Annotated in this window: 22 protein-coding genes; 9 read left to right on the forward strand and 13 right to left on the reverse strand. The window is 40.8% G+C overall.

What is annotated here, in order from left to right; all coding sequences use genetic code 11:
* The first annotated feature begins 431 nt into the window (after positions 1 to 431).
* Positions 432 to 1,595 (forward strand): cyclopropane fatty acyl phospholipid synthase, encoded by a 1,164-nt coding sequence (gene cfa, locus RB151_RS15660; RefSeq protein WP_042845262.1) that lies wholly within the window; start codon positions 432 to 434, stop codon positions 1,593 to 1,595.
* Between the two features lie 313 nt (positions 1,596 to 1,908).
* Here the strand turns inward: cfa and RB151_RS23755 are convergent, their stop codons facing one another.
* Together RB151_RS23755 and RB151_RS15670 are read right to left on the reverse strand one after the other, a co-directional pair.
* On the reverse strand, positions 1,909 to 2,100 hold the full coding sequence (locus RB151_RS23755) for a hypothetical protein (RefSeq protein ID WP_225832987.1): 192 nt from the start codon (positions 2,098 to 2,100) through the stop codon (positions 1,909 to 1,911).
* A gap of 17 nt (positions 2,101 to 2,117) precedes the next feature.
* Positions 2,118 to 2,741: an NAD(P)H-binding protein gene (locus RB151_RS15670; RefSeq protein ID WP_071548308.1), complete on the reverse strand. Its 624-nt coding sequence runs from the start codon at positions 2,739 to 2,741 to the stop codon at positions 2,118 to 2,120.
* Between the two features lie 445 nt (positions 2,742 to 3,186).
* Between RB151_RS15670 and RB151_RS15675 the strand changes: the two genes are divergently transcribed.
* From RB151_RS15675 to RB151_RS15695, 5 genes are all read left to right on the forward strand, one after another.
* On the forward strand, positions 3,187 to 3,942 hold the full coding sequence (locus RB151_RS15675; RefSeq protein ID WP_042845264.1) for a Slam-dependent surface lipoprotein: 756 nt from the start codon (positions 3,187 to 3,189) through the stop codon (positions 3,940 to 3,942).
* A gap of 75 nt (positions 3,943 to 4,017) precedes the next feature.
* Positions 4,018 to 5,472, forward strand: coding sequence for a porin family protein (locus RB151_RS15680; RefSeq protein ID WP_071548309.1), 1,455 nt, complete (start codon positions 4,018 to 4,020; stop codon positions 5,470 to 5,472).
* 25 nt (positions 5,473 to 5,497) lie between these two features.
* On the forward strand, positions 5,498 to 8,461 hold the full coding sequence (locus RB151_RS15685) for a TonB-dependent receptor plug domain-containing protein (RefSeq protein ID WP_071548310.1): 2,964 nt from the start codon (positions 5,498 to 5,500) through the stop codon (positions 8,459 to 8,461).
* Between the two features lie 572 nt (positions 8,462 to 9,033).
* Complete coding sequence (locus tag RB151_RS15690) at positions 9,034 to 10,593, forward strand: sulfatase-like hydrolase/transferase (RefSeq protein ID WP_048608009.1); 1,560 nt, start codon at positions 9,034 to 9,036, stop codon at positions 10,591 to 10,593.
* 122 nt (positions 10,594 to 10,715) lie between these two features.
* Positions 10,716 to 11,435, forward strand: a complete 720-nt coding sequence (locus tag RB151_RS15695) for an oligogalacturonate-specific porin KdgM family protein (RefSeq protein ID WP_042845267.1) — start codon at positions 10,716 to 10,718, stop codon at positions 11,433 to 11,435.
* Positions 11,436 to 11,651: 216 nt separating this feature from the next.
* Here RB151_RS15695 and RB151_RS15700 read toward each other — a convergent pair whose 3' ends face one another.
* The 11 genes from RB151_RS15700 to agaR form a co-directional block, all read right to left on the reverse strand.
* Positions 11,652 to 12,719 (reverse strand): glycoside hydrolase family 88/105 protein, encoded by a 1,068-nt coding sequence (locus tag RB151_RS15700; protein ID WP_042845268.1) that lies wholly within the window; start codon positions 12,717 to 12,719, stop codon positions 11,652 to 11,654.
* An 18-nt stretch (positions 12,720 to 12,737) separates the two neighbouring features.
* Positions 12,738 to 13,493, reverse strand: coding sequence for a 2-dehydro-3-deoxy-D-gluconate 5-dehydrogenase KduD (kduD, locus tag RB151_RS15705; RefSeq protein ID WP_042845271.1), 756 nt, complete (start codon positions 13,491 to 13,493; stop codon positions 12,738 to 12,740).
* A 76-nt stretch (positions 13,494 to 13,569) separates the two neighbouring features.
* Entirely contained in the window at positions 13,570 to 14,400 is an 831-nt protein-coding gene (gene kduI / locus RB151_RS15710; protein ID WP_042845272.1) for a 5-dehydro-4-deoxy-D-glucuronate isomerase, read from the reverse strand.
* 38 nt (positions 14,401 to 14,438) lie between these two features.
* Positions 14,439 to 15,611, reverse strand: a complete 1,173-nt coding sequence (gene nagA, locus RB151_RS15715) for an N-acetylglucosamine-6-phosphate deacetylase (protein WP_042845274.1) — start codon at positions 15,609 to 15,611, stop codon at positions 14,439 to 14,441.
* Positions 15,608 to 16,039, reverse strand: coding sequence for a PTS galactosamine/N-acetylgalactosamine transporter subunit IIA (gene agaF / locus RB151_RS15720; RefSeq protein WP_048608013.1), 432 nt, complete (start codon positions 16,037 to 16,039; stop codon positions 15,608 to 15,610). Before agaF ends, nagA begins: the two co-directional genes overlap by 4 nt.
* Positions 16,040 to 16,090: 51 nt before the next feature.
* A complete protein-coding gene (locus RB151_RS15725) occupies positions 16,091 to 16,978 on the reverse strand; it encodes a PTS system mannose/fructose/sorbose family transporter subunit IID (RefSeq protein WP_042845278.1) in 888 nt (295 codons plus the stop codon).
* A complete protein-coding gene (gene agaW, locus RB151_RS15730; protein ID WP_042845280.1) occupies positions 16,968 to 17,738 on the reverse strand; it encodes a PTS N-acetylgalactosamine transporter subunit IIC in 771 nt (256 codons plus the stop codon). Before agaW ends, RB151_RS15725 begins: the two co-directional genes overlap by 11 nt.
* A gap of 46 nt (positions 17,739 to 17,784) precedes the next feature.
* Positions 17,785 to 18,279, reverse strand: a complete 495-nt coding sequence (agaV, locus tag RB151_RS15735) for a PTS N-acetylgalactosamine transporter subunit IIB (protein ID WP_042845281.1) — start codon at positions 18,277 to 18,279, stop codon at positions 17,785 to 17,787.
* A gap of 32 nt (positions 18,280 to 18,311) precedes the next feature.
* A complete protein-coding gene (locus tag RB151_RS15740) occupies positions 18,312 to 19,496 on the reverse strand; it encodes an SIS domain-containing protein (RefSeq protein WP_042845283.1) in 1,185 nt (394 codons plus the stop codon).
* Between the two features lie 8 nt (positions 19,497 to 19,504).
* A complete protein-coding gene (gene kbaZ / locus RB151_RS15745; RefSeq protein WP_048608028.1) occupies positions 19,505 to 20,788 on the reverse strand; it encodes a tagatose-bisphosphate aldolase subunit KbaZ in 1,284 nt (427 codons plus the stop codon).
* Between the two features lie 52 nt (positions 20,789 to 20,840).
* Positions 20,841 to 21,617: a transcriptional repressor AgaR gene (gene agaR / locus RB151_RS15750; protein WP_042845288.1), complete on the reverse strand. Its 777-nt coding sequence runs from the start codon at positions 21,615 to 21,617 to the stop codon at positions 20,841 to 20,843.
* Positions 21,618 to 22,142: 525 nt separating this feature from the next.
* On the opposite strand from agaR, the gene RB151_RS15755 reads away from it, so the two are divergent.
* From RB151_RS15755 to RB151_RS15765, 3 genes are all read left to right on the forward strand, one after another.
* Positions 22,143 to 23,378 (forward strand): anaerobic sulfatase maturase, encoded by a 1,236-nt coding sequence (locus RB151_RS15755; RefSeq protein WP_042845289.1) that lies wholly within the window; start codon positions 22,143 to 22,145, stop codon positions 23,376 to 23,378.
* A gap of 24 nt (positions 23,379 to 23,402) precedes the next feature.
* Positions 23,403 to 25,010, forward strand: coding sequence for a sulfatase family protein (locus RB151_RS15760; protein ID WP_042845290.1), 1,608 nt, complete (start codon positions 23,403 to 23,405; stop codon positions 25,008 to 25,010).
* Between the two features lie 64 nt (positions 25,011 to 25,074).
* A complete protein-coding gene (locus RB151_RS15765) occupies positions 25,075 to 26,550 on the forward strand; it encodes a DUF2264 domain-containing protein (RefSeq protein WP_042845291.1) in 1,476 nt (491 codons plus the stop codon).
* Positions 26,551 to 26,588 lie beyond the last annotated feature (38 nt).

Below are 26,588 nucleotides of genomic sequence, written 5' to 3' on the forward strand. Positions count from 1 at the left end.
TTTAAATGGTTCTCTGTGGCCAACAGGTGAACCATTTAAGCTGTCTTCCTATATTTCATTCCCCCCATTTTAAATTTGCTGTTCATCTTTCATACCATTGCCATATTTATATACTAAGCTTATTATTTACATAGTTGATTTCTATAAAATATTGACAATTTTTGATAAGCAATAAACGTCTAGTTACCCCTTATTTTTGGTTATAAGTGCCATTTATAAAAATTAAGTGCAATTTTTATTGAAATTAAACCTGAAGGTTTTATATTTTTTAAAGAGTTATCTAAAACTGGATTTGAGCTTTATTTATAGCAACAATAACGCTAATACACTGACTGTCATACCGTGGTGGTCAATATTCCTGTTTTGCTGTACCGCGAATACGTCACAAATAAAGTTCTCTGAATCCCACTTTGACAAAAATTGGAGATCAGATGAGTACTGAAAATGTAGTTAACCAGAAAGCCTCTATCGACTCTTGGCGGCGTATTGCTTCAGAGCTATTAAATGAAGCAGGCATTGAAATTAATGGTTCCCGCCCTTTCGATATACAAGTTCATAATAACCAATTCTTTAAACGTGTCCTACAACACGGTTCAATAGGGTTGGGTGAAAGCTATATGGATGGCTGGTGGGATTGCGAGCGGTTGGATATGTTTTTTCAGCGCGTTTTACGCCATGGGCTTGATAACAAATTACCCCATCATTTCAGTGATACGTTGAAAGTCGCTGTAGCACGAGTGCGAAATTTACAAACCCTAAAACGGGCTCGTATCGTTGGTGAAGAGCATTACGATCTAGGTAACGATTTATTTTCTTTGATGCTAGACCCTTACATGCAATATTCCTGTGGTTACTGGAAAGGCTTAGACCATAGCCCTGAAAACCTCCCTCTAGCTCAAGAACAAAAATTAAATTTAATTTGTGAAAAATTACAATTAAAACCAGGTATGCGGTTACTTGATATTGGCTGTGGTTGGGGGGGTCTTGCTGCCTATGCAGCTAAACATTTTGGCGTTTCCGTCACTGGTGTCACAATTTCAGCTGAACAGCAAAAATATGCACAGGCTCGTTGTGCTGATATGGATGTCAAAATTTTATTAGAAGATTATCGAAACCTTAATGACCAATTCGACCGTATTGTTTCAGTGGGTATGTTTGAACATGTTGGGCCAAAAAACTACGCAACCTATTTTGATGTTGTCCAACGTAATTTAGCCTCCAATGGTTTATTTCTCCTTCACACCATTGGGTCTAATCGCAATAAAGTTAATGTTGATGCGTGGATCAATAAATATATCTTTCCAAACGGCTGTTTACCCTCAATACAAAATATTGGCGAAAGTAGTGAAGGCAAATTAGTGATGGAGGATTGGCACAATTTTGGTGCGGATTACGACCATACACTGATGGCGTGGTATGCTCGTTTTCAATCAGCTTGGCCTGAGCTTGAAGCTAATTATACACCTCGTTTTAAGCGTATGTTTTCTTATTACCTCAATGCGTGTGCTGGTGCATTCCGAGCTCGCGATATTCAATTATGGCAAATTCTCTGGAGCCCACAGGGTGTTGAAGGTGGCTTACGTGTTGCCCGCTAAATGTTGAAATTGAATTAGGATTGCAAAAATAAGCTAAAAGAAAGTTCTGTCATCAGAGCTTTCTGGCTTATACCTATTTTACCCATTCAACCATTGTTCAACCAGTTGCAAGCTTTGTTGTATATTCTTCCTTATCATGTTGCACTTTAATGACCAGTAATGCCTAAAACCCTACTGTAATGAAACCAGTACTTCATAGCTTAACCCCGTGCTTTCCATAATAATTTCTAGGCTAATGCCTTGTTTAAGTAGCTTACTTGCCAAAACAATTGTTGCCTCTTGTCGTTCTTTTTTCTCGCCCTCGCTCAATGCCTTAAAGTAGACCTTCTTGGCGACCTTTATCCTGTAACCGCTGTGCAATATTCATTATAGTTTCCTTATGTTTTTCGGTTTGCTCCCCCAATGCCTGCACAATATGTTCGAAATTAGTGGAGTCCAACACAATGAACAAATAATTCACGATAGTCACGATATCATTATCGCTATTACAGTGTTGAGTGACCAAGCAAGGCCACTATCTGTTTAAGCTAATGCCAGCTCTGGCTGAATTATGCTATAGATTTGATTTTTAAGCGTAGTTTGTTGGGCTAGAAGATAAACATGTTCTGCTACGTCTGCCCGCATCACTAAACCGTGAACATCATCTACTTGTTGTAATATCGCTTTTCCTGTTGCTTGTCCGTGCAGTAAACCACCAGGGCGAACGATGACATAATCGAGAGAGCTCGTTTGTAACCATGATTCAGCAAGGGATTTTTCACGCACGGCTTGACCAAAAACGGTACGTGCCCGTAAAGACAAATATTGCCATGAATCACCGCATCCAAGCGATGTCACGAGAACCATGCTAGATATACCAGCCTGCTCGGCACAATCAATTACAGTGCGGTGAGCTAAATAACCCTGTGTTCCCCCCATCGTAGAAATAACCGTTGCTGAGGCGCCAGCTGCTTGGCAAGCTGCCGAAACGACGGCCTTATCACAAGCATCACCCCTAAACACCTGTATGCCTTGATCTTCTAGCATTTCGGCTGATTGAGAATTACGCACTATTGCGATAACAGGACGTTTATCCGTAACTGCCAGTTTAGCAACCATATTACCGACGCCTTTACCACCAGCGCCCAAAATTAACCAAGGACTCATTCTTGTACCCCTATCAATCTTTATGCCTGTAACTCATTAATATGCAACTTTGATTTAATCAAATTATCAATCTACTGCTCCTAGCCCGTCTATTTCATCCTATCCCCCACAATAAAACATTACTTATTTTAATGTTTTATTGTGAAATACTATTTTTTACATTCATTAAAATGTGACTAATCTAACTTTTTTATTAAAAATTTTTTAAGTGAAAAATAAATAAAACAACAATTAATTTACAAAAAAATTTTTAATATCAATAGCTAACACACCAAATACCGAGCCTATCATATTGATACCCATAATAATATCAATGTTAATGCGAAGAATTATCATTTGCATTTATATTTTTATTTGATTTAATGACACCCGTTATATATCAGAAAAATGATAATTACCATACTAGTAATATCATTATTATCTTTAATTAAAATGGAGTATTCCGATGAAAAAGTTAAATGTTATTGCTCTAGCATTCGCAGCATGCGGAATGTCTTTTAGTACCTTCGCCGCTGTCGGTTCTGATCAAAGCCAGCCTTTTGATCCATCGGGCCCTTCCGTACAAGTAGGTGCCACAGAAGGTACTGCTGGAGGCCATGGTGGCGCAATTGGTGACCCTGGAATAGGAGTTCAAGCTGTCTATGGCGGCAAAACTATTTCTTTTTCTGGTTTAACAAAAATGGCTCCAAAACAAGCTGGAAATGAAGCCCATGTGATTTCAATGCCTAATACTCCTGGCAATCCAGCTACACACAACAAAATGGGCGTATTCAATTTTGCACAAGTTGCCAACGCTGAAATTTACTTTGGTGAATGGTCATCAACAGGCCAAGTCAATGACACCACACATACTGCTTATTACTCAGGTAAAGATGTTACTAGCAATATGCCAACGGCAGGAACTGCGGAATATTCAGTGAAAGGGATTAGCCAATACAACGGCGGTGCACTAGCGACGGGAACTTTGACGGCTAACTTTGGTAGCAAATCATTAGCAGGGAATATCGGTAGCACAAATATCGATGCCAAAATTAAAAATAACGCAACCTTCGCAGGGGATGCAACGCTAAATGGCGCTGTCGGTGAAGCTCGCGGTCACTTCTTTGGCGACCAAGCGAAACATATAGCGGGTGTGACTAAATTTAACGACCAAAGTAAAGATATGGCCTTTGGTGGGAGCCGAGGAGATATCTCCCAGTAACGTGTAAATCAATTTAGGTGGTCAACAAAGCATGATTGACAGTTGGCTGCCTACCTTTAATGCCGAAAACAACCTATGCAATATTTTTTACTTTTTTCCGTCACAACTATATTAGTACTTTCTTTCCCTACATTCTCAGCAAGTCTGGATACAGACCGAGAACAATTATTATGGCAGAAAGACAAACAAAACTATCGTGATAAAAGCGCCGTTGTTCCCGGCAAAGACCAACAGTTACTCCCTGATGACATGTCTATTAATCTTAGCGGTAAAACTTACACGCTGAGAAACAATGCCCAAGATTTAGGGCAAGCAATTTATTTAGCCATTAACCATCGGCAATTTCAGGATGTACAGCGTTTATTAAAACGCTATCAGGCTTTGTCTGACGCTGATCCGTTATTAATTTTATTTGCTAAAGCCGAAATAGAAAAATCGCAAAATCACTACCCTCAGGCCATTGCGTATTATCAACAGATATTAGCGTTATCCCCCCAATTTCTACGAGTCAAGTTGGAATTGGCTCGTGCCTATTTTGAAGACAACCAAAATAAAGAATCATTAGCGTTATTCCAAAGCCTAATTAACGATGAGACCCTCGCTTTGCCTGCTGGGGTTCAACAAACTATTCAACAGTTTATTGGCGCGATTGAAAACCGTACGGCTTGGACAGGAAGTTTATCTTTTGGATATAAATACAACAGTAATATTAATCAAGCCCCTAATAAAAATAAAGTTTGGCAAACACCGGGCGGCACATGGAAAATGGCCAACCCAATCGCGTCTTCAGGGCTTACTTATGATGCTAGCCTCAGTAAAATTATCCCAATAACAGGAAACCATTCCCTTCAAATCAAGGGAACATCCTATGGTGATCGCTATCCACATTATGCTGAGTATAGTGAAAACACCTCATCTTTCGCTGCCTTATATCGCTTTAATAATGCAAATACAACCGTATCTTTGGGCCCGCAACTCGAACTAAAAACCGTCAATGAAAAGCGTCGATATTTAGGAATGGGGGGACGAATAGACGCAGATTATCAATTCACCCCTCAAGTGATCCTGACAACTTCAGCTGATTATCAACAACTTCATTATCAGAAACCCTATGACAGCGCTGATGGCTCGCGAACAGCACTTCATATGACGGGGATTTACGGTATTACACCTAATAGTTCCATATTTTTAGGTGCTGATGCCACTCGCGTAACCACTGAAGTTCGCAGTGACAACTATGACCAACTTGGCGCACGGGCTGGCTTTTATACGGTATTAACACCCGATATTCATTTCTTAGCATTAGCAACTTATCGAGAAAGCCAATTTGGTGCCTTCAACTATTTGCTAAATGTTAAGCGTCATGACCGTGAAACTATGTATTTTGCGCGATTAAATTTTCCAAATTACACACTACTGACCTTCACGCCTTATACCAGTTACCGCTTTCGAAATAATAAAAGCTCGGCAGATGGGATCTATTCCTACCATCAGCACGAGGTTTCAGTTGGGTTAGAAACCCGCTTTTAAGTGTTATGGCATAGAGAAAAACAAAATGTACAAATACAAATTAAAACCTATTACTACTGCAATTATTACCACCCTCTTTTTCCCAGCAACGACTCAAGCGGAAAAGAAAGAACATATTGGCACTATTACTGTTCAGGATTCCGCAAAAACCATCAAGGAACGAGACCAACAAGGCTACGATGATCAATATGATGCCAAGGGTTCTAAGGTATATTTAGGTAAAGATCTAGTTGAACGCTATAAAGGAACCAGCACCGCTGACGTACTAAATAGTGCAATTGGTGTATACAGTGGCGATGCGCGTAATAGTGGTGCATTAGACCCTAATGTCCGAGGTATTCAAGGTCAAGAGCGCGTCCCCGTCACAGTCGATGGCACAGAACAATCTTTAACCGTCTATCGTGGTTATAATGGCGCCAATAACCGTAATTATGTAGACCCTAACCTCATTAGCAGTATTGATATTGAAAAAAGTGGTTCACTGGTTAGCGATATCAAAACATCCGTTGGTGGTGGGATAGCAATTAGAACTATAGGAATAGATGATGTTGTCGCCCCCGATGAAAAATTTGGCTTTAGTTTAAAGCTAGAAACCAGTAGTAACTCGACACGAGAACGAGTACCAAACTTTGGATATGGTAGCGATTATCGAGATCACCCTGAGATCTATAAAAACAATAACTATGTTTTTTCAGACCCCGTCGTTAATATCACCCCAAAATCTCGCGGTAATGCGCAATTTTTCAATTTTAAAGATAACGGTGGGAGAATAGCAGTAGGTACCCGCCAAGAAAAATTTGATGTTATGGCGGCCTATGCATACCGCCGACAAGGCAACTATTTTGCTGGCAAAAAAGGCGCTCATCGCTACCAAGAAGCAATTCAGCTCAACGAACAACAAACAGTGCAACAGCAGCTAGGCCCAGACCCATACCTCCCTTTCGCAGCCAAAATATATGGTCCCGGGAAAGAGGTCACAAATACATCTAATGAATTAGAATCTTATTTAGTTAAAACAAATTTGTATCTCACTGAAAACCAAACATTACATTTAAGTTTTAGGCGCAGCGAAAGTACCTATGGTGAAATTATGCCTTCGCGTATCGGCTTTAAAGAAATTGAAGGGAAACAAGTGCTTCCTCAATGGCCATTAACCCACTTTACGGTAAATGCCTATAATGCAGAATATGCATGGAAACCTGATGACAATCCATGGATTGATCTAAATGCCAATATCTGGATGACACACTCTGTTGGTGATACAAATACCTCAGGGGGTTACCCTCGTGAACCTAAAGAACGTGATTGGGGGTTTGAATACGGCTATGGAAACGGTAAAGACCCTAATATTGACGGTTCTTTAATTAATACTGCCGCAACAAACTCTGAAAATGACCGCATCGGTTTCAACTTGCGAAATACAATGGCACTTACACCAGATCTGGACTTAACGCTACGCGGGTCAATGCTTAAAGAAAAATTAGACTCTAATGATGTGCCCCCCTCCCAATCAGCTAGCCCCTTTATTGCTCTCCCCCGAAAAGGGCATCGGCAAGAGACAACCATTGCTTTTAACTTTAACTATAGGCCAACAACATGGTTAGAGCTTGATGCAGGCGCAAAATATATTGATGGTTGGACAGAAGATGATTACTTAAAAGAGCAAATGAGAAAACGCGCCAATGGTTTTCAAAACCCTGATGAACGCCTTGCTAGAAGGATCAACTACAACCGAATTTTGACACAAGAAGAATATGACAAAGCCGTCGCTAAAGGTTATCAACCCTTTGGCGGTTCTTATCGTAATAAACAAATTTTAACTGAGGTATTAGGGCTTGATGATGCAGATTACCATGTTTATATCACCGAGAGAAAAGACCCTCAGCGACCAAACGAAAATGGCGTTTTAGACGTCAGTTTCCGTACTGACTGGAAATCGGATAAAGATGGTCGTTACACAACAAAAACGAACCCTTTCCACAATGGCACTATCGATCCACAAGCACGCGCAATTGACCCCGTCACAGGTAAGGAAGTGTTTGTTTATAATAAAGCGTATGAACATCCAGCAAGCGAACTTAAGCGAAAACTCACAGAGGAAGAAAAATGGCAGTTTCCCGGCAAACAAAAAAGTCATGGCTGGGCCCCTGCTTTTGGTGCAAATATCTGGTTATCGGATAATGACCGAGTTTATGCACGCTATATCGAAACAATACGTTTACCAAGTATTTTTGAAAACAGTATCGGCTTTGCAGGCTCAAGTGAAGCCCGCAAAGAAAAAATGGTTTTTAAACCAGAACGAGCTAAAACCATGGAATTTGGCTATTCTCGTAACCTTCAAAGCTTATTAGGCGCTGAACGCCATGCAGATATAAAAATAGGTTACTACCACACTGTAATCGAAAATGCGTTTGACCGTGATGGTCGCCTTAACTTTATTCAAGTAAAAGAACATAAAACCGCAGGGATTGAAGCCCTCGCTCGTTATGATAATGGCGGGGTATTTATGGATATAGGTATTGATTACCGCTTGAAAAATGAAGTTTGCGATGACTCCGAGCCTGCAAAAGTAGACATTGGTAATCAATATAATATTTCCCAATGTACAACAGCTGGATTTCCCGGCGGCTTCTTGAGAACGCAGTTACAGCCCAAATATGCGATTAACTCGAACCTTGGGATGCGTTTTATGGATGAAAGCCTTGAAGTAGGAACTCGTTTACGTTACACCAGCAGCGTGCAAAATAAAGATGAAAAGAAAATGATGCAGCGTTACCCCGGTAGTTATTCAATGGCGAATAATAGCCCTATGCACTGGACTCCAACATTAACCGCCGATGCCTACGCTCGCTACCAAATAGATAAAAACATCAATGTTGAGTTTTTAGTTACCAATTTAACTGACCGTTATTATATCGACCCATTGACTCGTAGTATGATGCCAGCGCCTGGGCGCACATTACGCTTAGGATTAAATGCACAATTTTAATATTGGTTAGTTATTTATCATAAAAGGATACCCGTATTAATATGTAACGGATATCCTTAACTTATTTAAACGCCTTAACTCAAGTATCAATCTTTTTATCAAAGACCTGATATACCTTACCGCTCTATTATTTCTCTTATTCTAAAACGCATCATGATTCGACAGTAAGCCAAAGCCATCTTTACTTATTATTCTCGATCACCTAGGCGTTATTTAGTCTCTATAACCTTGAATAAACACACCTCATACTCCCCTCACCAGAACCAATGAAAGCAAATGAAAAATAAAAAGCTCACCTTATGCCAAATGAAAGTAAAAATGTAAAATTTGCAACCCTTATCACAAAATATCAATTAACAGTTCTAAATCATATAGATGAATATAAATCACCACACTTACACTATTTTGTTTTTCTTTCGAAACAAATCACAGTAGCTTTCGATTGGTCATTTTTTGTGATCATGACTTCAATTTCGACATTTTCGATCACTTACTTTTTGATATTATGCAAAAGTATAAATAATATATAAAAACACAAAACGAAAGAAAACGTAAACAAAGAGGAAGAAGCAATGACTGTTTCGCGCAGAAGCTTTATCAAAGGATTAGCAGCCAGCGGTGCAGCAATGTCGGTTTCTAGTCCCATTTTAGCCAACTCAGGGAAACCTTCTAATGGCATGCCAGCCCGTCCTGATAATGCTCCAAATTTATTGATCATTTTCCCAGATGAAATGCGTGCACATGCATTGCAATTTATGGGAGAAGATCCTTCGATTACACCTAACCTAAATAAGTTTGCCAAACAAGCTAAAGTAATGACACAAATGGCGTCTAACTACCCATTATGTTCACCATTTCGCGGCATGTTTATGACAGGTCAATATCCTGTTCGTAACGGCATAACAGGTAATGCTCATGACTATGGCGGTAAGGTCGGTATTGATTTATCTCCTTATTCGAAATGTTGGTCCGATGTATTGAAATCACTCGATTATAGTACAGGCTATATTGGAAAATGGCATTTGGATGCACCTTATGCCCCTTTTATTGAAAGTTATAATAACCCGATGGAAGGCCGTTATTGGAATGAATGGGCAGCACCTGATCGCCGCCATGGCTTTGATTTTTGGTACTCCTATGGCACTTATGACCTACATATGAAGCCTATGTATTGGGGAAATGATACACCACGTGAGAAGCCAATTTATGTCGACCAGTGGGGGCCTGAACATGAAGCTGATATGGCTATCAAATTTCTACGCAATGAAGAGGGTAAATACCGAGATACATCGAAGCCATTTGCTTTAGTGGTTTCCATGAACCCTCCTCACTCCCCTTATGACCAAGTGCCACAAAAATATTTAGACGCTTACAAAGGAAAAACCTCACAAGAACTTAATACCAGACCAAATGTAAAATGGGATACTGAATATCAAGAAGGCTATGGTCCCCAATACTTTAAAGAGTATTTAGCGATGGTAAACGGCGTTGACGACCAATTTGGTCGCATCGTTGACGAACTAGAAAAACAAGGTCTTGCAGACAATACGTTAGTCGTCTTTTTCTCTGACCATGGTAGTTGTCTTGGTGCTAATGGGCAGGCAACTAAGAACAACCCTTATGAAGAGTCTATGCGCGTACCAATGATGTTCCGTTTACCCGGAAAAATCAAAGTAGGACAAGATGATGCATTGATGTCTGCGCCAGATATATACCCAACAATATTAGGGCTACTAGGGTTAGAACACTGGATCCCCGGCTCAGTTGAAGGGAGTAATTTAGCGGAGCGTATAGCAACAGGTGAAGGCGATACCGCTAATTCACAGCTATACCTGTTTATTCCTTATGGCGAACCTTCATTTGGTAAACGGGGGGTAAGAACTAAAACCCATACATTAGTTATTGATCGCCAAGATGGCCAGCCTCTGAAATATACTCTTTACGATAACGTAAATGACCCTTATCAAATGAAAAATGTCGCTGATGAGAATAAACCGCTTATCGATAAATTAATTAAAGAAGAGCTAGTTCCTTGGTTAGAAAAGACAGGTGATTCTTGGAGACCAAGTGAATTTATTACAGCAACAACAAATAAATTAAACAAAAAAGTCACAGAATGTGAAACTAAATAATTAATATTAATTTGCCACCTCTCCTTAGGTGGCAATTTCATAAAAAATAAAACAATAAATTCTCTAATAAAACAGGGAACTACTACCATCATGCTTAAAGCATACAGCTTGGAATAAAGATAATGAAAAAACTATTTATCACTAGTGCCGTATTATTTGCAGTTTCTTCACAATATGCACTCGCTAATAACTATAAAACGACAATTGAATACCGTCATCAATATTTAGATGCTTCTGGGAAAAGTGGCGACCGTATTAAAGCCTTTTTGGATACTGGGAAAAATATTGGCTTTGAGTTAGATGCTCGCTATGGAAATAAAGATGGCGCATATGATGCAATGAAAATTGATGGTTCTGAGTTTTCTGCATTTTATTATAAAAAACTCAATCCAAACCTCGTTGGCCTTGTTGGTGCATCTCTTGATTTTGATAAGCTCGGTCTAGTTTATGTTCCTTACGTCCGCTTAAACTATACGTTTGATAACGGTATTCGCTTACAAGGTCGTTATAAATGGAAGGTTTGGGATTATGGGCAAGTTGGTGAAAACGGCAGCAACTACCACTCTAAAGTTCAAGAATTTGATAGCTGGATTGGTTATAAATGGAATAATTTAGACTTACAATATCAATTAGACTTAATGTGGGAAATGGCTGATAACGCACAACCTATGTATAACAATAAGAAATTTGATTATCAACATAACGTGCGCCTACGTTATGATATTAAAGCTGATGATGGCGCATTATGGCGACCATTTGTTGAAGTAGGTAACGTGAAAGAAAATCGTTTCTCAAGCGACCGTCAAACCCGTTTCCGCGTTGGTATTCAATATACTTGGTAATTAAGCAGCGGTTATTATTAATCTAAAAACATTAAGACCTATTTCTGAAATATTGAATAGGTCTTTTTATTTAAAAAAACATTGAGCACCCTACATTCTACAATAATAACAATAAAAAAAACCGGTTATGTTTTATTACTAACAACATAACCGGTGAAATAACAAATATAGTATTAAAAAGTAATAACAATGAGCAATGCTAAATGAATTTATAACCTAACAAAATAAATTGATAACTTCACTACCCGCTAATAAATAAGCTCCCGCACCATAATCCATATTATGTTCAAAATTAACATCTCTCGGGTTAAATGCAGGTAATTGTACATAACCTAACATACCATTAGGGTGAATACAGCCGCGTAATGCGACCCAAGCCTTTTCTAATACTGGGTAGAAAGTCTTTTCATCTAAAATATTATGATTAATTCCCCATGCTATTCCATAACAAAATAACGCTGCCGCACTACTTTCAGGCGCCGGGAAACTTTGTGGGTCAAGCAAACTCGTACGCCAAAAACCATCTTCTTGCTGATAAGGAATGATTGCAGCCAATAATTCTGTAAACAAATCAATATAACGTTGACGATCGGGATGGTCACTCGGTAAGTGTGGTAAAATCCGAGGAATTGATGCGATAACCCAACCGATCCCTCTGCTCCAAAACACTTTCTCGCCATTCGCCTCACGTAGCTCACTACCTTGGCCATCTGGGATATAACGATAATCACGATAAACAAGCCCAGTCTCAATATCGCGTAAATGCTCAATTGCATCCCAATAAGCTTGATTCATGTAGTTTAAATAACGTACATCTTTTATTTTTGCCGAAAGCGCGGCAAATGCTGGGGGCGCCATAAATAAGGCATCACACCACCACCAATCTTCGCGACCCGCTTTGGGCTCTGCTAACATCAAATCAAACGCTTTAATCGTTGGCTCAAGAACTTCCGGTTGTAAAAATTGGCTACTCGCCACTAAATAAGCTTGCGTACAAACATGGTCATCCGCAAAGCGTGCATTAGGGCCTGGGCGAAACCCGGTATGAAGTGTGTAATTCATCACACCATCAAGGTATTCCTTATCTTGTGTCGCTTGCCATGCCGCAGCAACACAAGACCACAGAACGCCACGCTCCCAATCCGTATCTTTAATAAAACGGGTTTTTCCACTACGGCGGATCACACTACGTACCTGATTCGCAGACTGAAAACGGTATACTCGTTTCATATCCTGCAAAACAGTATTTCGTTGTAGCGATTGAGGTAATAATGATTGTTCCATTCTTATTCTCCTGATGGATTAACGGGCCAACCATCCACCATCTACCGCAATGGTATAACCATTAATATAGTCACTGGCTTTTGAAGCTAAGAAAATAGCAGGCCCTGCGAGATCATCTGGAGTTCCCCAACGGCCGGCAGGTATGCGCTCCACGATTGCTGCATTACGAGCCGCATCAGCGCGCAGTGCCGCCGTATTATCTGTTGCCATATAACCAGGTGCAATGGCATTAACATTAATATTATATTGAGATAACTCTGTTGCCAGTGCGCGAGTCAGCCCCATTACCGCGGACTTACTGGCCGTATAAGATGGCACCCGAATACCACCTTGGAAAGATAGCATTGACGCAATATTAATGATTTTGCCACCATTGCCTTGTTTTACAAACTGACGGGCAACGCGTTGTGATAGGAAGAATAATGTTTTTTGGTTAATGTTGATCACATCATCCCAATCTTTTTCACTAAACTCTAATAAGTCTTCACGGCGAATAATTCCCGCATTATTAACTAATATATCAATATGACCCATTGCCGATACTGCTTCGTCAACTAAATCTTGTAAGCCTGATTGTTCCATTAAGTTCATGGTAATGTAATGAAATTTGCGCCCTAATGCTTCTATCTGCTGTCGTGTTTCAGGTGCATCTTGTACACCAACCCCAACAATATCAGCTCCTGCTTGTGCCAAACCAATAGCCATACCTTGCCCTAACCCAGTGTTACACCCCGTAACGATGGCAACTTTCCCAGTTAAATCAAATAAATTCATGATGAGTTCCTCTAACGATGTGGGAATATCCCACATCGTTTTACTGTATAAGAAAAAAAAAGAGTGAAAGGAGTAACTATTTCAGATCTTTCATTGCGACATGGTCCATATCATGGAAAACTTGATTTTCCCCAACCATGCCCCAGATAAAGGTATAAGCCGCGGTACCTACACCGGAGTGAATCGACCAGCTAGGGCTAATCACCGCTTGTTCGTTGCGGACCACAATATGGCGAGTTTCTGTTGGTTCACCCATATAGTGGAAAACCACATTATCTTCTTTCATATCGAAATACAGATAAACTTCCATACGGCGCTCATGGGTATGACATGGCATGGTATTCCACAAACTTCCCGGCTCTAATACCGTCATCCCCATTGATAACTGACATGTTGGTAGGATTGACGGGTGCAAAAATTTATAAATAGTACGGACATTGCAGTTTTCAGCATTACCCAGTTTCTCAGGCGATGCTTGGTCAATCGTAATTTTACGGCTTGGATAAGCATGGTGAGCCGGTGCACAATTGATATAAAAACGAGCAGGTTCTTTCGCATCAATACTCATAAATTCAACTGTTCGAGTCCCCATACCAATATAAATGGCTTCACGCGGGGCTATCTCAAACACATCGCCATCGATAATAACTTTACCTGCCCCACCAATATTGATTGCGCCTAATTCACGCCTTTCTAGAAAAAAATCAACACCTAAGGCTTTCCCCGCCATTAACGCTAATGGCGCACTTGTTGGAACAATACCACCGACAATAATACGGTCGATATGGCTATAAGTGAGATTCATTTCCCCTTCACGGAACAGATCCTCAATCAGAAACTGTTGACGTAACCCTTCGGTATCGAGCGTTTTAGCATGCTCACTGTGAATTGGTTGACGAATTTCCATTATAAATACCTCATAAATTTACTGATGGGTTAACCATCTTAGTGATCGGCTTTCCCGAATACAGAGTGAACGTGTTCACCTCTGATGAATGTGTCTGTTAAATAAAAATTGTTATCAACAACAGCAAAATTGGCTTGAGCACCTTTACGGATATAACCAAATTGCTCGCTAATACCGAGATATTCAGCCGGTATTGCGGTTGCCATCTGAACGGCTTCCCATTCAGGTATGTGAGCTAAGCGCACCATATTGCGCAATGCACTATCCAAGCTACATGTACTCCCCGCTAAAGAACCATCGACAGTTCGAGCTTGGCCATTCGTGACTTTGACCATTTGTGCGCCAAGTGCGTAGTCACCATCAGGGAGCCCCCCTGCCCGCATGCAATCAGTAATCAATGCAATCTGTTGGTAACCTTTTAGGCGATAAGCCAGTTCCATCATGACAGGGTGGACATGAATACCATCGGCTATCAATTCAGCGAGTACATTGTGATATAACACGGCACCACAGCAGCCAGGTTCACGGTGATGTAACCCCGTCATCCCGTTATAAAGATGCACGCCACAATCTGCGCCACGCGCAAAAGCTTGGCTAGTCTGCTCATAATCCGCCGCAGTATGTGCAACACTGGTTTTAATTTTATGTTCAACAAGCCAATCAATAGCTGAAGTGGCGCCTTCGGCTTCAGGGGCTATAGCAACACGCAGTAAAGAACCTTCTGCACATCGATAAAGCTCATCAAGCTCAGCAACTGTAGGCGCTTTAAGGTATTTCACTGGATGCGACCCACGATGCCTTTCTGTGAAATAAGGGCCTTCAAGGAAGCTTCCTAGCAGTTGTGCACCGGATGTTTGTGGTTTGGAGGTAAAGTCTCGGATGCTGGTTAACGCTTGCTGGATATCATCCATTGGGGCTGTGACCGTCGTGCCAACCCACGCCACAACTCCCGTTTGGACTAATTCATCTGAGATAGTTTGCAAAGCAGATTGACTTGCATCCATCACATCACAGCCGGCTCGTCCATGAATATGAATATCGACGAATCCGGGTAGCAAACTGCGGTCTTTAAGATGGATAATCGGGCAGTTTTCAGGCGCGATATTCGTAACTTCCTGTACAATGCCATCATTTATCACCACATACTGCTGGTAACGGATGCCCTCTGGAGTGAACGTCCTATCCGCTAAAATTGCATATTGCTGGTTCATAAACCATCTTCTTCATTTTCAGGTTCAGACGACATAGCAAGCTGCTCACGGAGGTCTTGGATACTTGTCATACCAATCTCTCTCAGAACCGACAGTAACTCACTGGCGGTGGTATCTTCACGTTCAAATGCAGCATTAACAATCATAGGAAGGTTGACGCCAGCTAAGACTTCAACAGAGGGGTTTTCCATCATAATTGCCATGGCACGATTACATGGAGTGCCACCCGGAAGGTCGGTGAGGAAAACAACTTGCTCACAAGACATCGATTGAATAGCGGCACGCATTTGCTGCTCTAATTCATCGGGCGATATTGATTCAATGAAATCAATAAACACCATATTCTCCTGTTCACCTGCGATAGCTTTTACTGCCGATGCCATACCACTTGCAAAATTGAGGTGACCCGAAATAATCAAACCAATCATTCGTATACTCCTAAGCGGGCAAACCCATTTGCCCGCAAATATCTAACTTACTTACAGAACACCCAATACGTGACCAATCACACCGAATGCCAACATTGAAAAAATAAGTACAGGAGGTTTAGCCCAAAAGCCTGTGCCCTTGACCATTTTGAACATCAGGAAAACCAAGCCTAGCGGTAGTAAATTCGGCATAATTTTGTCGAATAATGCACTTTGCAGCTCAACAACCTTGCCACCTAATTCAATCGAGGCCGTTGTTTGCACCTTTATGAAAGTAGCGGATAACGCACCGATAACAAAAATCCCCATAATGTTGGCGGCTTTCGCTAATTTTTCAGTCGCATCACTCATATTGACCATCGCAGCTGTACCTGCGCGATAGCCCATAAACATCAAACCGAAATACACAAAGAAGTGGATTATTTGATAGAGAAAGAAAAAGACAAACGGCCCTGCAATAGACCCTTCCATTGCAATAGAAGCGCCTAATGCTAACGTCAATGGCATTAATGTCATGTGGTCGATAGCATCACCAATCCCACCAGTAGGCCCCATACCTGCAACTTTCATCACGTTGACCGTTGAAGGCTTCTCTTTGTTTTCCTCCATAGCAACCGCTGTGCCGAGCAAAAACGTAAACAACTTTGGACTCGCATTGAAAAATTGCAGATGGTTTTTTAGTGATGTCGCATAGTCCCGCTTGTTGTTTCCATGGATTTTGCGCAAAGCAGGGATAATTGAAAAAGCAAATCCACCACCTTGCATGCGTTCGAAGTTAAAATTACCTTCCATAAATAAACCACGAAACGCACATTTCCAAAGATCGCCTTTCGTTATTACCTTACGAACCGTTGTATCCTGATACTCATCAACACCATCAACATAGGACTCAACAGGGAGGTTTTTCGTTTGTTCGATTGCTTTGTTATCAGATACCATCTTCAAAATCCTCATTTTTCTGTGAGTTATTGTTGTTACTGTTACCGCTGAAGAAGTAATACAGTGCTGCTGCGGATGCGCCAAGTATTGCTACCGCCATGATGGGAAGCTTCAAGTAAGTTGTCATAACAAATCCAACGAAGAACACGCCCGCCACTTCTTTTGACCACATGATTTTTAACAACATAGCAAAGCCAATTGCTGGTACCATTTTCGCGCCAATACCTAAACCTTCTAGCAATACTTTTGGCGTGTTTTGATCTATCCATTCCGCAGCATGTTCACCAAAATAAACCGTGACGAATGCAACAATGGAATACAGTAATGAACGAACAGTAATAGTGGCTATCAACAGTCGAGAAATACCCGATGCATCGGCTTTTTCTGCATAACGGTCTGCTTTACCCATAGTAAATGCAGTCATGGCGAAGAAACCGATAATGATCATTTGCATTAGCACTGCGATAGGCATCCCAATCCCCATCGCAACTGCAGGTGATTGATTAGTCATGATGGCAAAAGCAACGGCCGCTATAGTCCCTAATGTGACATCTGGTGGCTGAGCCCCTGCATTAGGAACTAACCCTAACCATGCAAGTTCCAGCGTAGCGCCTGCAATCAAACCGACTTGCATATCACCCATAATCAACCCAACAACAGGGCCTGTAATGAGTGGCCTGTGAATGTTTAGCGCAACATCATACTTATCTATACCGCAAAAGAAGGCCCATAAAGCCACAAGAGAAGCTTCATAAATCATAATAATTCCTTAAACACAGTTGTTTTAAGTTATGCCTCAAGCAGCCTTAAGCCGTTGCAAGCGCTAACACATCCACTGGAGATTGGTCAGGTGTATTTTGCACGGTACAGGTGACGCCTTTATCCACCAAACGGCGAAATGCCTCCAAATCACGTTCATCAACAGACACCGTCTTCGCAATCTGTCTTTTCCCTTCATGGAAATGCATATTGCCAACATTACAGTGCGTTATAGGAACACCACCTTCAACTAAACGAGCAACGTCAGTTGGGTTATTGCAAAGTACAAAAATTTTCTGGCGAGGAGATGCTTTACTAATCACATCAATGGTTTTTTGAATAGAGAAAAAGCGGACCGCATATTCTCCACCTGCTGATGCTTTCATGCCAGCTTGCATAAAAGCAGAATTGGGTCCATCAGCAGCGTCATCATTCGCAACAAGAATTAAATTTGCTTCCGTGTGTTTACCCCATGTAATACGAATTTGCCCATGTAATAAACGTTCATCGATTCGGGTCCAGACAATATTTGGTGTGTGCATAACTTGCTCTCTTATTATTTGTTGTGTTTATCTCAAGATAGCGATTCGCCATCTTTTTGATATGAGAACGGGTAAATAGTAACACCTTGAACAACCCGGTTAATTTCTCCTGTTGGAGAAGGGTTATCCGGTGTATTCCCCAGTGCAATAGAGCTATGAAAAGCAAATGCTTGCGCTAACATTAGATAAGGAAATAGTAACGCTGCGTCAGAACAATGCTCCAGTTTTGAAATATAAATGAAATTATCTTTCAAAAAAATATCTTCAGAGGACGCAGTGATCCCGATCACCTTGGATGATGCATTATCGTGAATTACCTCTCGTAATAAGTCAGTTTCATACTGTCTGGTATACGGGTCATTCGAAAGAAATAAAACGACTAGCGTGTCTTTGTTAACGATTGATTTAGGGCCATGACGAAATCCTAATGGGGTATCAAAACTAGCCACCACTTTACCTGCGGTAAGCTCTAACATTTTCAAAGCCGCTTCCTGTGCAAGCCCCTGAAGCCCCCCACTACCTAAATAAATCACACGTTTGAATTTACCTGCATAGCTCTCACGAATTATTCGGTTAAACTGCTGATAATTCTCATGATATTGAGTGAAAAATGGTAAGATTTGTTTATTAAAGAAAGTATCATCTAAGAAAATGGATAGTGCGGCCATCATCATAGATGAAAAACTTGATGTCATGGCTAAAGAGCGGTCATTCGACTCTTCTGGCATCAAAAGTGCCAATGCATTAGGGTTATTTTGGCAATATTGGAATAATTGCCCCTGTGAATTGCAAGTCAGCACTAAGTGGTAACATTGAGATAAACACTTTTCAGCGACATCAAGAGCTGCAACACTTTCAGGGCTATTTCCAGAGCGAGCAAAAGAAACTAACAAGGTCGGCACATCTTCAGCTAAATACTCTTTCGGGTCAGAAACCAAATCTGTTGTTGCTATTGCATCAACACGACGCTTAAGATGCCCAGTTAATATAGGGGCCAGTGCACGTCCGGCAAATGCAGAAGTGCCTGCTCCAGTCATAATAATACGAGCATCTGGTGCTGATAAAACTTTAGCTAAAAACGCATCAATTTCAGTACGTAATGCTTTCACTGATAACGCCGTTTTTTGCCAACATTCAGGTTGCTGCTCAATTTCTTTTGCTGTCCAGAACGCATTAAGTTGTTCTAGTTCAGCCGGTTGATAACTTAAATATTCCATGTCAAACCTCAGTGACTGAATTTACACGCATCGGCGTACACCGATAACACATCGCGAATTTTTGCGAAAACAAACGACTTAGGTGAGCTATCAATCAGACCCTCTCTCAATTGTTTAAATTGATGTGGCAGATATTGGCTAAGTAAAGGTAATGGGATTGGTTTAGCAGATAAATTATTCATTAGCTTATCTATTGCATCGCTAATTTCTTTATCCGGCCAATAGTAACGAATGCGGTCGCTGAAGCTATATACCCGAGCAAATGCTTGTTGGTGAATATCGCCATGATAATACTTCTGCCAGAAATGCGGCTCGCTACACATCAAGCGCTCCATTTTTTCTTTTAAATGAGAACATTGCTTGGCAGGAAACATTTCATTCTCAATTTCGCACAATGAATACAGCGCTTCGCGCATTGCAAACGTCAATGCGGGGCCTACTTTCAAAATAGCAAAATGGTCACGAACCAATTGTTTATAAGCATCTTCTGTTTGGTAATCAGTTGAGTGAGCTTCGAAAACCAGATGTGAATAATCATCAACTACTTTACTCAATGCCTGTGCTTTTTCGGGTTGATAATCAATCACACCGGTATGATCAAATTCCACTCCAGGTTGAACGACCAATCCGATAACCCGTTGCCAACAATCCCCCACACCTGCTTTTTCGAATGCTTTCGCATGACACTCTAAGGTTTTGCGAGCGGCATCAGGAGAAGTGACCTCCACACCCTCTAAAGCTTCTGTGGCTCCGCCGGGAACAGGAACTTCAGTACCAATGACATACACAATATCGCTACGACCGAATTGTTGTTTTGCTGTTTTTTCTGCGATAACCGCAAGGCGAGCCGCCCGCTCAGCAACAATTTCATCGGTTAAAGGAACAGGGTCATCAGCGCAAGACATGCTGCAATCTAAATGAATTTTTTTAAATCCAGCGGCAACATAAGCTGCGATTAAAACATCGGCATTATCCATAGCATCTGCAGCAGGGAGGTCTTGCCAACGGTTAGGGCCTAAATGGTCACCACCAAGAATTAGCTGATTGAGAGGAAAGCCAACTTTCTCTGCTTTTTCAGTAACATAATGATAAAAATCAGCAGGTGTCATACCGGTATAACCACCGAATTGATCAACCTGATTAGAAGTGGCTTCAATAAGAAGAAAGGAATTATTGTCCAACGCTTGCTGCAATGATGCTTCAATAACAAAAGGATGAGCAGAACAAACAGAATAAATACCGTTCTGTTGACCTAACTTATTTTGCTGAACAATTTTTTCTAAAGGATGCATTAATACTAACTCCACAATCAACACCGGCAGTGCTGTTAATGGAGTTAGTCAGCTATAAATCTTTATCGACGATAATGACTTCGATTTTATGGTCCTTTAACTCTTGGACATATTCATCAGGAATACCAGAGTCTGTTACCAAAATATCAATATCACCAAACTCACGGATCATATGACAGCTGCGTTTACCGAATTTCGTAGAATCAGCAACTGCAATAATAGTCTCTGAGATATCACACATTAAACGGTTGAGGCTCGCCTCTTGTTCATTGTGTGTCGTGATACCAACACGTAAATCGAATCCGTCAACCCCAAGAAAAACCTTATCAAATCGGTAATTTCTTAGGCTGCTTTCTGCTTGAGAGCCAGAAAACGATAAAGCATTCTTTCGCAATGCACCGCCTGTCATTAATACATCAACGCCTGCGGTATTCGCCAACTCCATTGCAACATCTAAACCGTTAGTCATGACCACTACGTTTTCACGCGATTTTAAATGTGTCGCGATTTCACGCGTAGTTGTCCCCGAGTCTAAAATAACGGTATCCCCATCCTTAATTAGCGTGGCGGCAGCTTTCCCTATTAACGTTTTTGTTCCCGCATTTTGCCCACGTTTTTCGTGGATACTCAGTTCTGCAATAAACCCTGTATTCGGTATTGCAGCGCCATGAGAGCGAATAACATAACCATTTTTTTCAAGAAAACTTAAATCGCTGCGAATGGTGACACTTGAAACTTTAAAAATTTCGGCTAGATCCTCAACTCTGGCTTTACCATGTTGGTTAACCATGTCGAGTATTTCCATACGCCGCTCAACTGCCGCTTTCACTTTCGTCTCCTTACGAAACCAAACAAAAGACTTTCATTTGATTTCGAAATTAGTTTACTACGCCAAAAATTACCGACAACGTAAAAAAACAAAACTTTTGATCTCTTTCACAAAGTTTCGATTTGTTCACTATTTGCTTACGGATATTTTCATAATTGAAATATCATAGCTTCGAATGAGAAACTATCCAATATATAAAGTGTTAATCAGTGTATTTTAATTAATCTAATCGTCAGACTGTCGCCTCTAAGCCCAGATTCGTGAAATTTTAGTAATGAAATGACTCTAAAATTAGCAAAACGTGCTGAAAAAACTTTTTCTATTCGAAAGATGTCGGGTTCCGTTTAATTAAAAAGTATATTTTGGAATTTTAACGACAAAATACTTTATCGTGAATCCCCCATTTATTCCCCTCCCCCACCTTTCAAAATCTTTCATTTTCCATTTTTGTGATTTCAATCTCTTTTGATTTTACGAAAATTGCGTAATGCTATAAAAATAACCTGACTTCTTTCGGATAAAAAAATGGCTTCTAACCAACCAACTAACTTTCATATGATGGCGAAACCCACTAGCTATCGCTGTAATATCAAGTGTGAATACTGTTTTTATCTCGAAAAAGAGAATGTATTTAACGAAGAAGTAGCAGATAACCATCATGACGTGATGCCTGACAATGTATTACGTCGTTACATTAAAGACTATATTCAGTCTAACGCGAGTGACCAAATTGATTTTTCATGGCAAGGCGGAGAACCAACACTCGCTGGGTTAGCGTTTTTTGAGCGTGTTGTGAAGTATCAAAAACAATACGCACAAGGAAAAACGATCACAAATAGTGTCCAAACCAATGCAATTGCAATAAACCGTCAATGGGCACAATTTTTTGCCGATCACCAGTTTTTACTCGGGGTTTCTATTGATGGACTTGAAGCGGTGCATGATAAATATCGTATTTCAGTCAATGGTAACCCAACCTTCGAACGCGTTAAAAAATCAATTCAGTTACTCAACGAATATGGTGTTCAATTTAATACACTTACCGTCGTGAACGATCAGAATTGGCGTAAAGGAAAAGAAACGTATCAAGCACTAAAAGATATCGGCTCGACATTCTTTCAATTTATTCCAATTGTTGAAGTAGACCGACGTTTTCCACATATGCAAGGGGGGCACTATGCGCCCGGTCCGAATGCTGTTATGGCGTCTTTCTCAGTTTCAAGTGAAGGATACGGACAATTTATGGCTGATATTTTCGACGAATGGATACGCCAAGGTGATGTAGGAAAAGTATACATCCGTTTGTTCGATAGCTTACTTGGTACATGGATGGGTTATCCTGCGTCCACTTGTATTCAATCCAAAACCTGTGGACAAGCATTAATCATTGAATCTAATGGTGATGTTTACTCCTGTGACCACTACGTTTACCCTGCAAACCGCTTAGGTAGCGTCCAAGAAAACACCTTAGCTCGTTTAGTTTCTTCTAAGCAACAGACACGCTTTGGTCAAAATAAATACGACAAACTCACCAGTATTTGCCAACGTTGTGAAGTCCAAAGCTTATGCTACGGTGGCTGCCCTAAACACCGAATTGTGGCAATTGATGGAGAAAAATATCGCCACAATTACTTGTGCCGTTCTTATAAAAAAATATTTCATCATACCGCACTAGGCATGCAGTTAATGCAGCAAGCTATTTCCCGCGGGGGATTGGCTAGCGATGCACTCCCTGCCTTAAAAAAAGCTTATTTTCAATAAATTAACCTTTCTGGAGAGACTTTTGTGATCTTACCTACTGTAAAAAAAAGCCTACTTGCTGGCCTTATAGCCACTAGTTGCTTAAGTTTTCCCTTAGCTGCAACTGCTGGAGGGACCCCTGAAAAACCCAATGTTTTACTTATTGTTATGGATGATTTAGGGACTGGTCAGCTTGATTTTGTGTTAGACAATCTTGATGTTAACGAGCTAGCAAAACGCCCTACCGCCCAACGTTATGATGGCGACATAAATAAAATGGTCGAAGCCGCGAAAATTGCGATGCCAAATGTCACTGAAATGGCAGCCGGCGGAATTAAAATGACTAACGCCTTTGTTGCTCACCCAGTTTGTGGGCCATCTAGAGCAGGGATTTTTACTGGTCGCTCCCCTGCAAGCTTCGGTACCTATAGTAATGATGATGCTATGTTAGGCATTCCAGAGGACATTAAATTATTACCCGCTTTATTCCAAGCCGATGGTTATGCAACTGCCAGCATTGGGAAGTGGCATAATGCGAAAGTGATCAAAAAGCCCAAGATAGCTGAAGATAAACAAACTCGTGATTATCATGACAACATGATATCAACACCAGAACCTGGGTTTGCCCCCCATGAAAGGGGTTTTGATTATGCCTACAGTTATTATGCCTCTGGCGCAGCGTTGTGGAATTCACCAGCGATTTGGCGTAATGGGGAAAATGTCCCTGCTTCTGGCTACCTGACTCATTTATTGACGGATGAAACTGTCAAATTCATAGACAGTCATAAAGATAAGCCTTTCTTTATTAATTTGTCGTATAGCGTGCCTCATATCCCACTTGAGGAGGCTTCACCTGCCAAATATATGGATAAATTTAATACAGGTAATGTTGAAGCTGATAAGTATTTTGCCGCTCTGAATGCCGCAGATGAAGGGATCGGAAAAATAATTGCCACGTTGAAAGAAAATGGAGAATTACAAAATACGTTAATTTTCTTTATTTCAGATAACGGGGCTGTTCATGAATCCCCAATGCCAATGAACGCAATGGATAAAGGCTTTAAAGGCCAAATGTTTAATGGCGGAGTGCGTGTCCCTTTTGTTGCTTATTGGCCGGGCCATATCCCAGCAGGTAAACAGAGTGACATCATGGTTTCAGCTATCGATATCCTGCCGACGGCGCTGAAAAGTGCAGGAATAACTATCCCAGATACCCTGAAAGTAGAAGGGAAAGATATTATGCCCGTACTAACAGGCAAAGACGATAAATCTCCACACCAATACCTTTATTGGACAGGCCCAGGGACTAAACACTACAGCGAAGAAAATCAGGCATTCTGGCACGGTTACCATGAATGGATAACATACCAACGTAAAGAAATCCCTAATAACCCTAACCTAGAAAAACTATCAAAAGGCTCATGGGCGATCCGTGATGGCGAATGGGCTCTGTATTTTTATGACGATGGCTCAAACCAACCTAAGCTATTCAATGATAAACAAGACCCTGCTGAATCAATTGATTTAGCACGTCAGTATCCAGAAAAAGTTAAACAGCTAAAATCTGCTTATTATCATTGGGTTAAAGACAAACCAAAACCTGTTGTATGGGGACAAGACCGTTACCAAATACTTGTTGATTCTGCACGATAGAATCGGATCTTTGGCCAATTAAGTGAGCATGGAGGCTCGCTTTTTCTAACAATCGAGAATAAATATGACTACACCTATTATTCCTACTGAACGTCCAAAACTCCCCTATGAACATCCTAATATAGCCATCTATCAACGACTGTTTAAAGAAAATATTATTAGAAGATGTATCCGAAAACGGGCTTACCACCACCATGACCAACTTATTGCCGATACCTTTCGCGATAATCAAAAGCCATTATTATTTCTTTGCGAAACACTCACTCGCTATGTCACGGAGGCTTTTCATCATTATCAAGTTTGGGATTATACCCATGCTTATTACCCCGGAAGCCCCGGACAACAAACCGTCAAGACAGATGCTATGGAAGGTGTTAGCCGAGTATTACCCCTGCTTGCAGCATGGTTAGTTCATCATCAGCAACCGATAATCAAAGGGCTAAACCAACAACCATTTAATATTGCAGAGATGATTAAAAGCGCATTTGTGAATGGGACAAACCCTTCCCATAAAGGCTATTGGGGGAAGCTTGAAAACTACGACCAAAAAATATGTGAATCTGCAGACTTAGCTCTCACCCTTTGGCTCAGTCGTAAATGGGTATGGGATCAGCTTGATATTAGCTTACAACACCAAATTATCACGTGGTTCGAACAAGTTAATCACTGCGAAATCGTTGATAATAACTGGCATTTATTCCCACTCACCGTCCAATTTGTTATCAAAGCATTGACGGGAACTGACCATATTGCCCATTGGCGTTATAACAGAATTAAACAATTTTATGCTGGCGACGGTTGGTTCCGTGATGGTGCAAAAGGGAATTTTGATTATTACAATGCTTGGGGTTTTTACTATGGGCTTTACTGGCTAAACCAAATTATTCCAGGCTTCGATCATGAATTTATAAAGCAATCCCTTAACCAGTTTAATCGCAGCTATCTACCATTTATTACAACCAAAGGTATTCCATTTTTTGGGCGCAGTGCATGTTACCGTTTAGCGGTGTCAACTCCATTAATCGCAGGTGTTGATTTAGGTTGTGATTCCGTCAGTATCGGTCAAGCCAAACATGCCTTAGAAAGCACACTTCGCTACTTTATTAGTAATGGTGCATTAAAAGCGGGAGCACCAACGCAAGGCTTATTCGCGCAAGACTCTCGTCTTGTCGATAATTACAGCGGACCTGCAAGCAGTTTCTGGTCATTGCGGTCTGTGGTCATCGCTTTATATTGTGGTGAACGGCTACAGCTTTGGCAAACTCCCACCAGCGAACTTCCAATCGAAAAGGCCGATTTTCGTTTCGAAATTCCATCGATTCATGCTTCGGTAATAGGAGTTAAAGATACGCAGGAAGTTACGGTGATATTTCGGCAGGAGTATACTCAACAGCAGTCTCCTTTAAGTCGCCGCTTAGATAAACAACCTCTCACTCAAAAGGTAATTGAAACAATTATAGGTCAATCAAAACGTCCTAAAAACAACCTATTACGTAAAGGTGTGACAACTTATAGTTCTAAAATGAGTCATTTTTTTTAGTTTTCTTTCATTACCTTTCGGTGTGAAACAAATAAAAT

It is taken from the genome of Providencia rettgeri (genome assembly GCF_001874625.1).
In the GTDB taxonomy this organism is placed as follows: domain Bacteria; phylum Pseudomonadota; class Gammaproteobacteria; order Enterobacterales; family Enterobacteriaceae; genus Providencia; species Providencia huashanensis.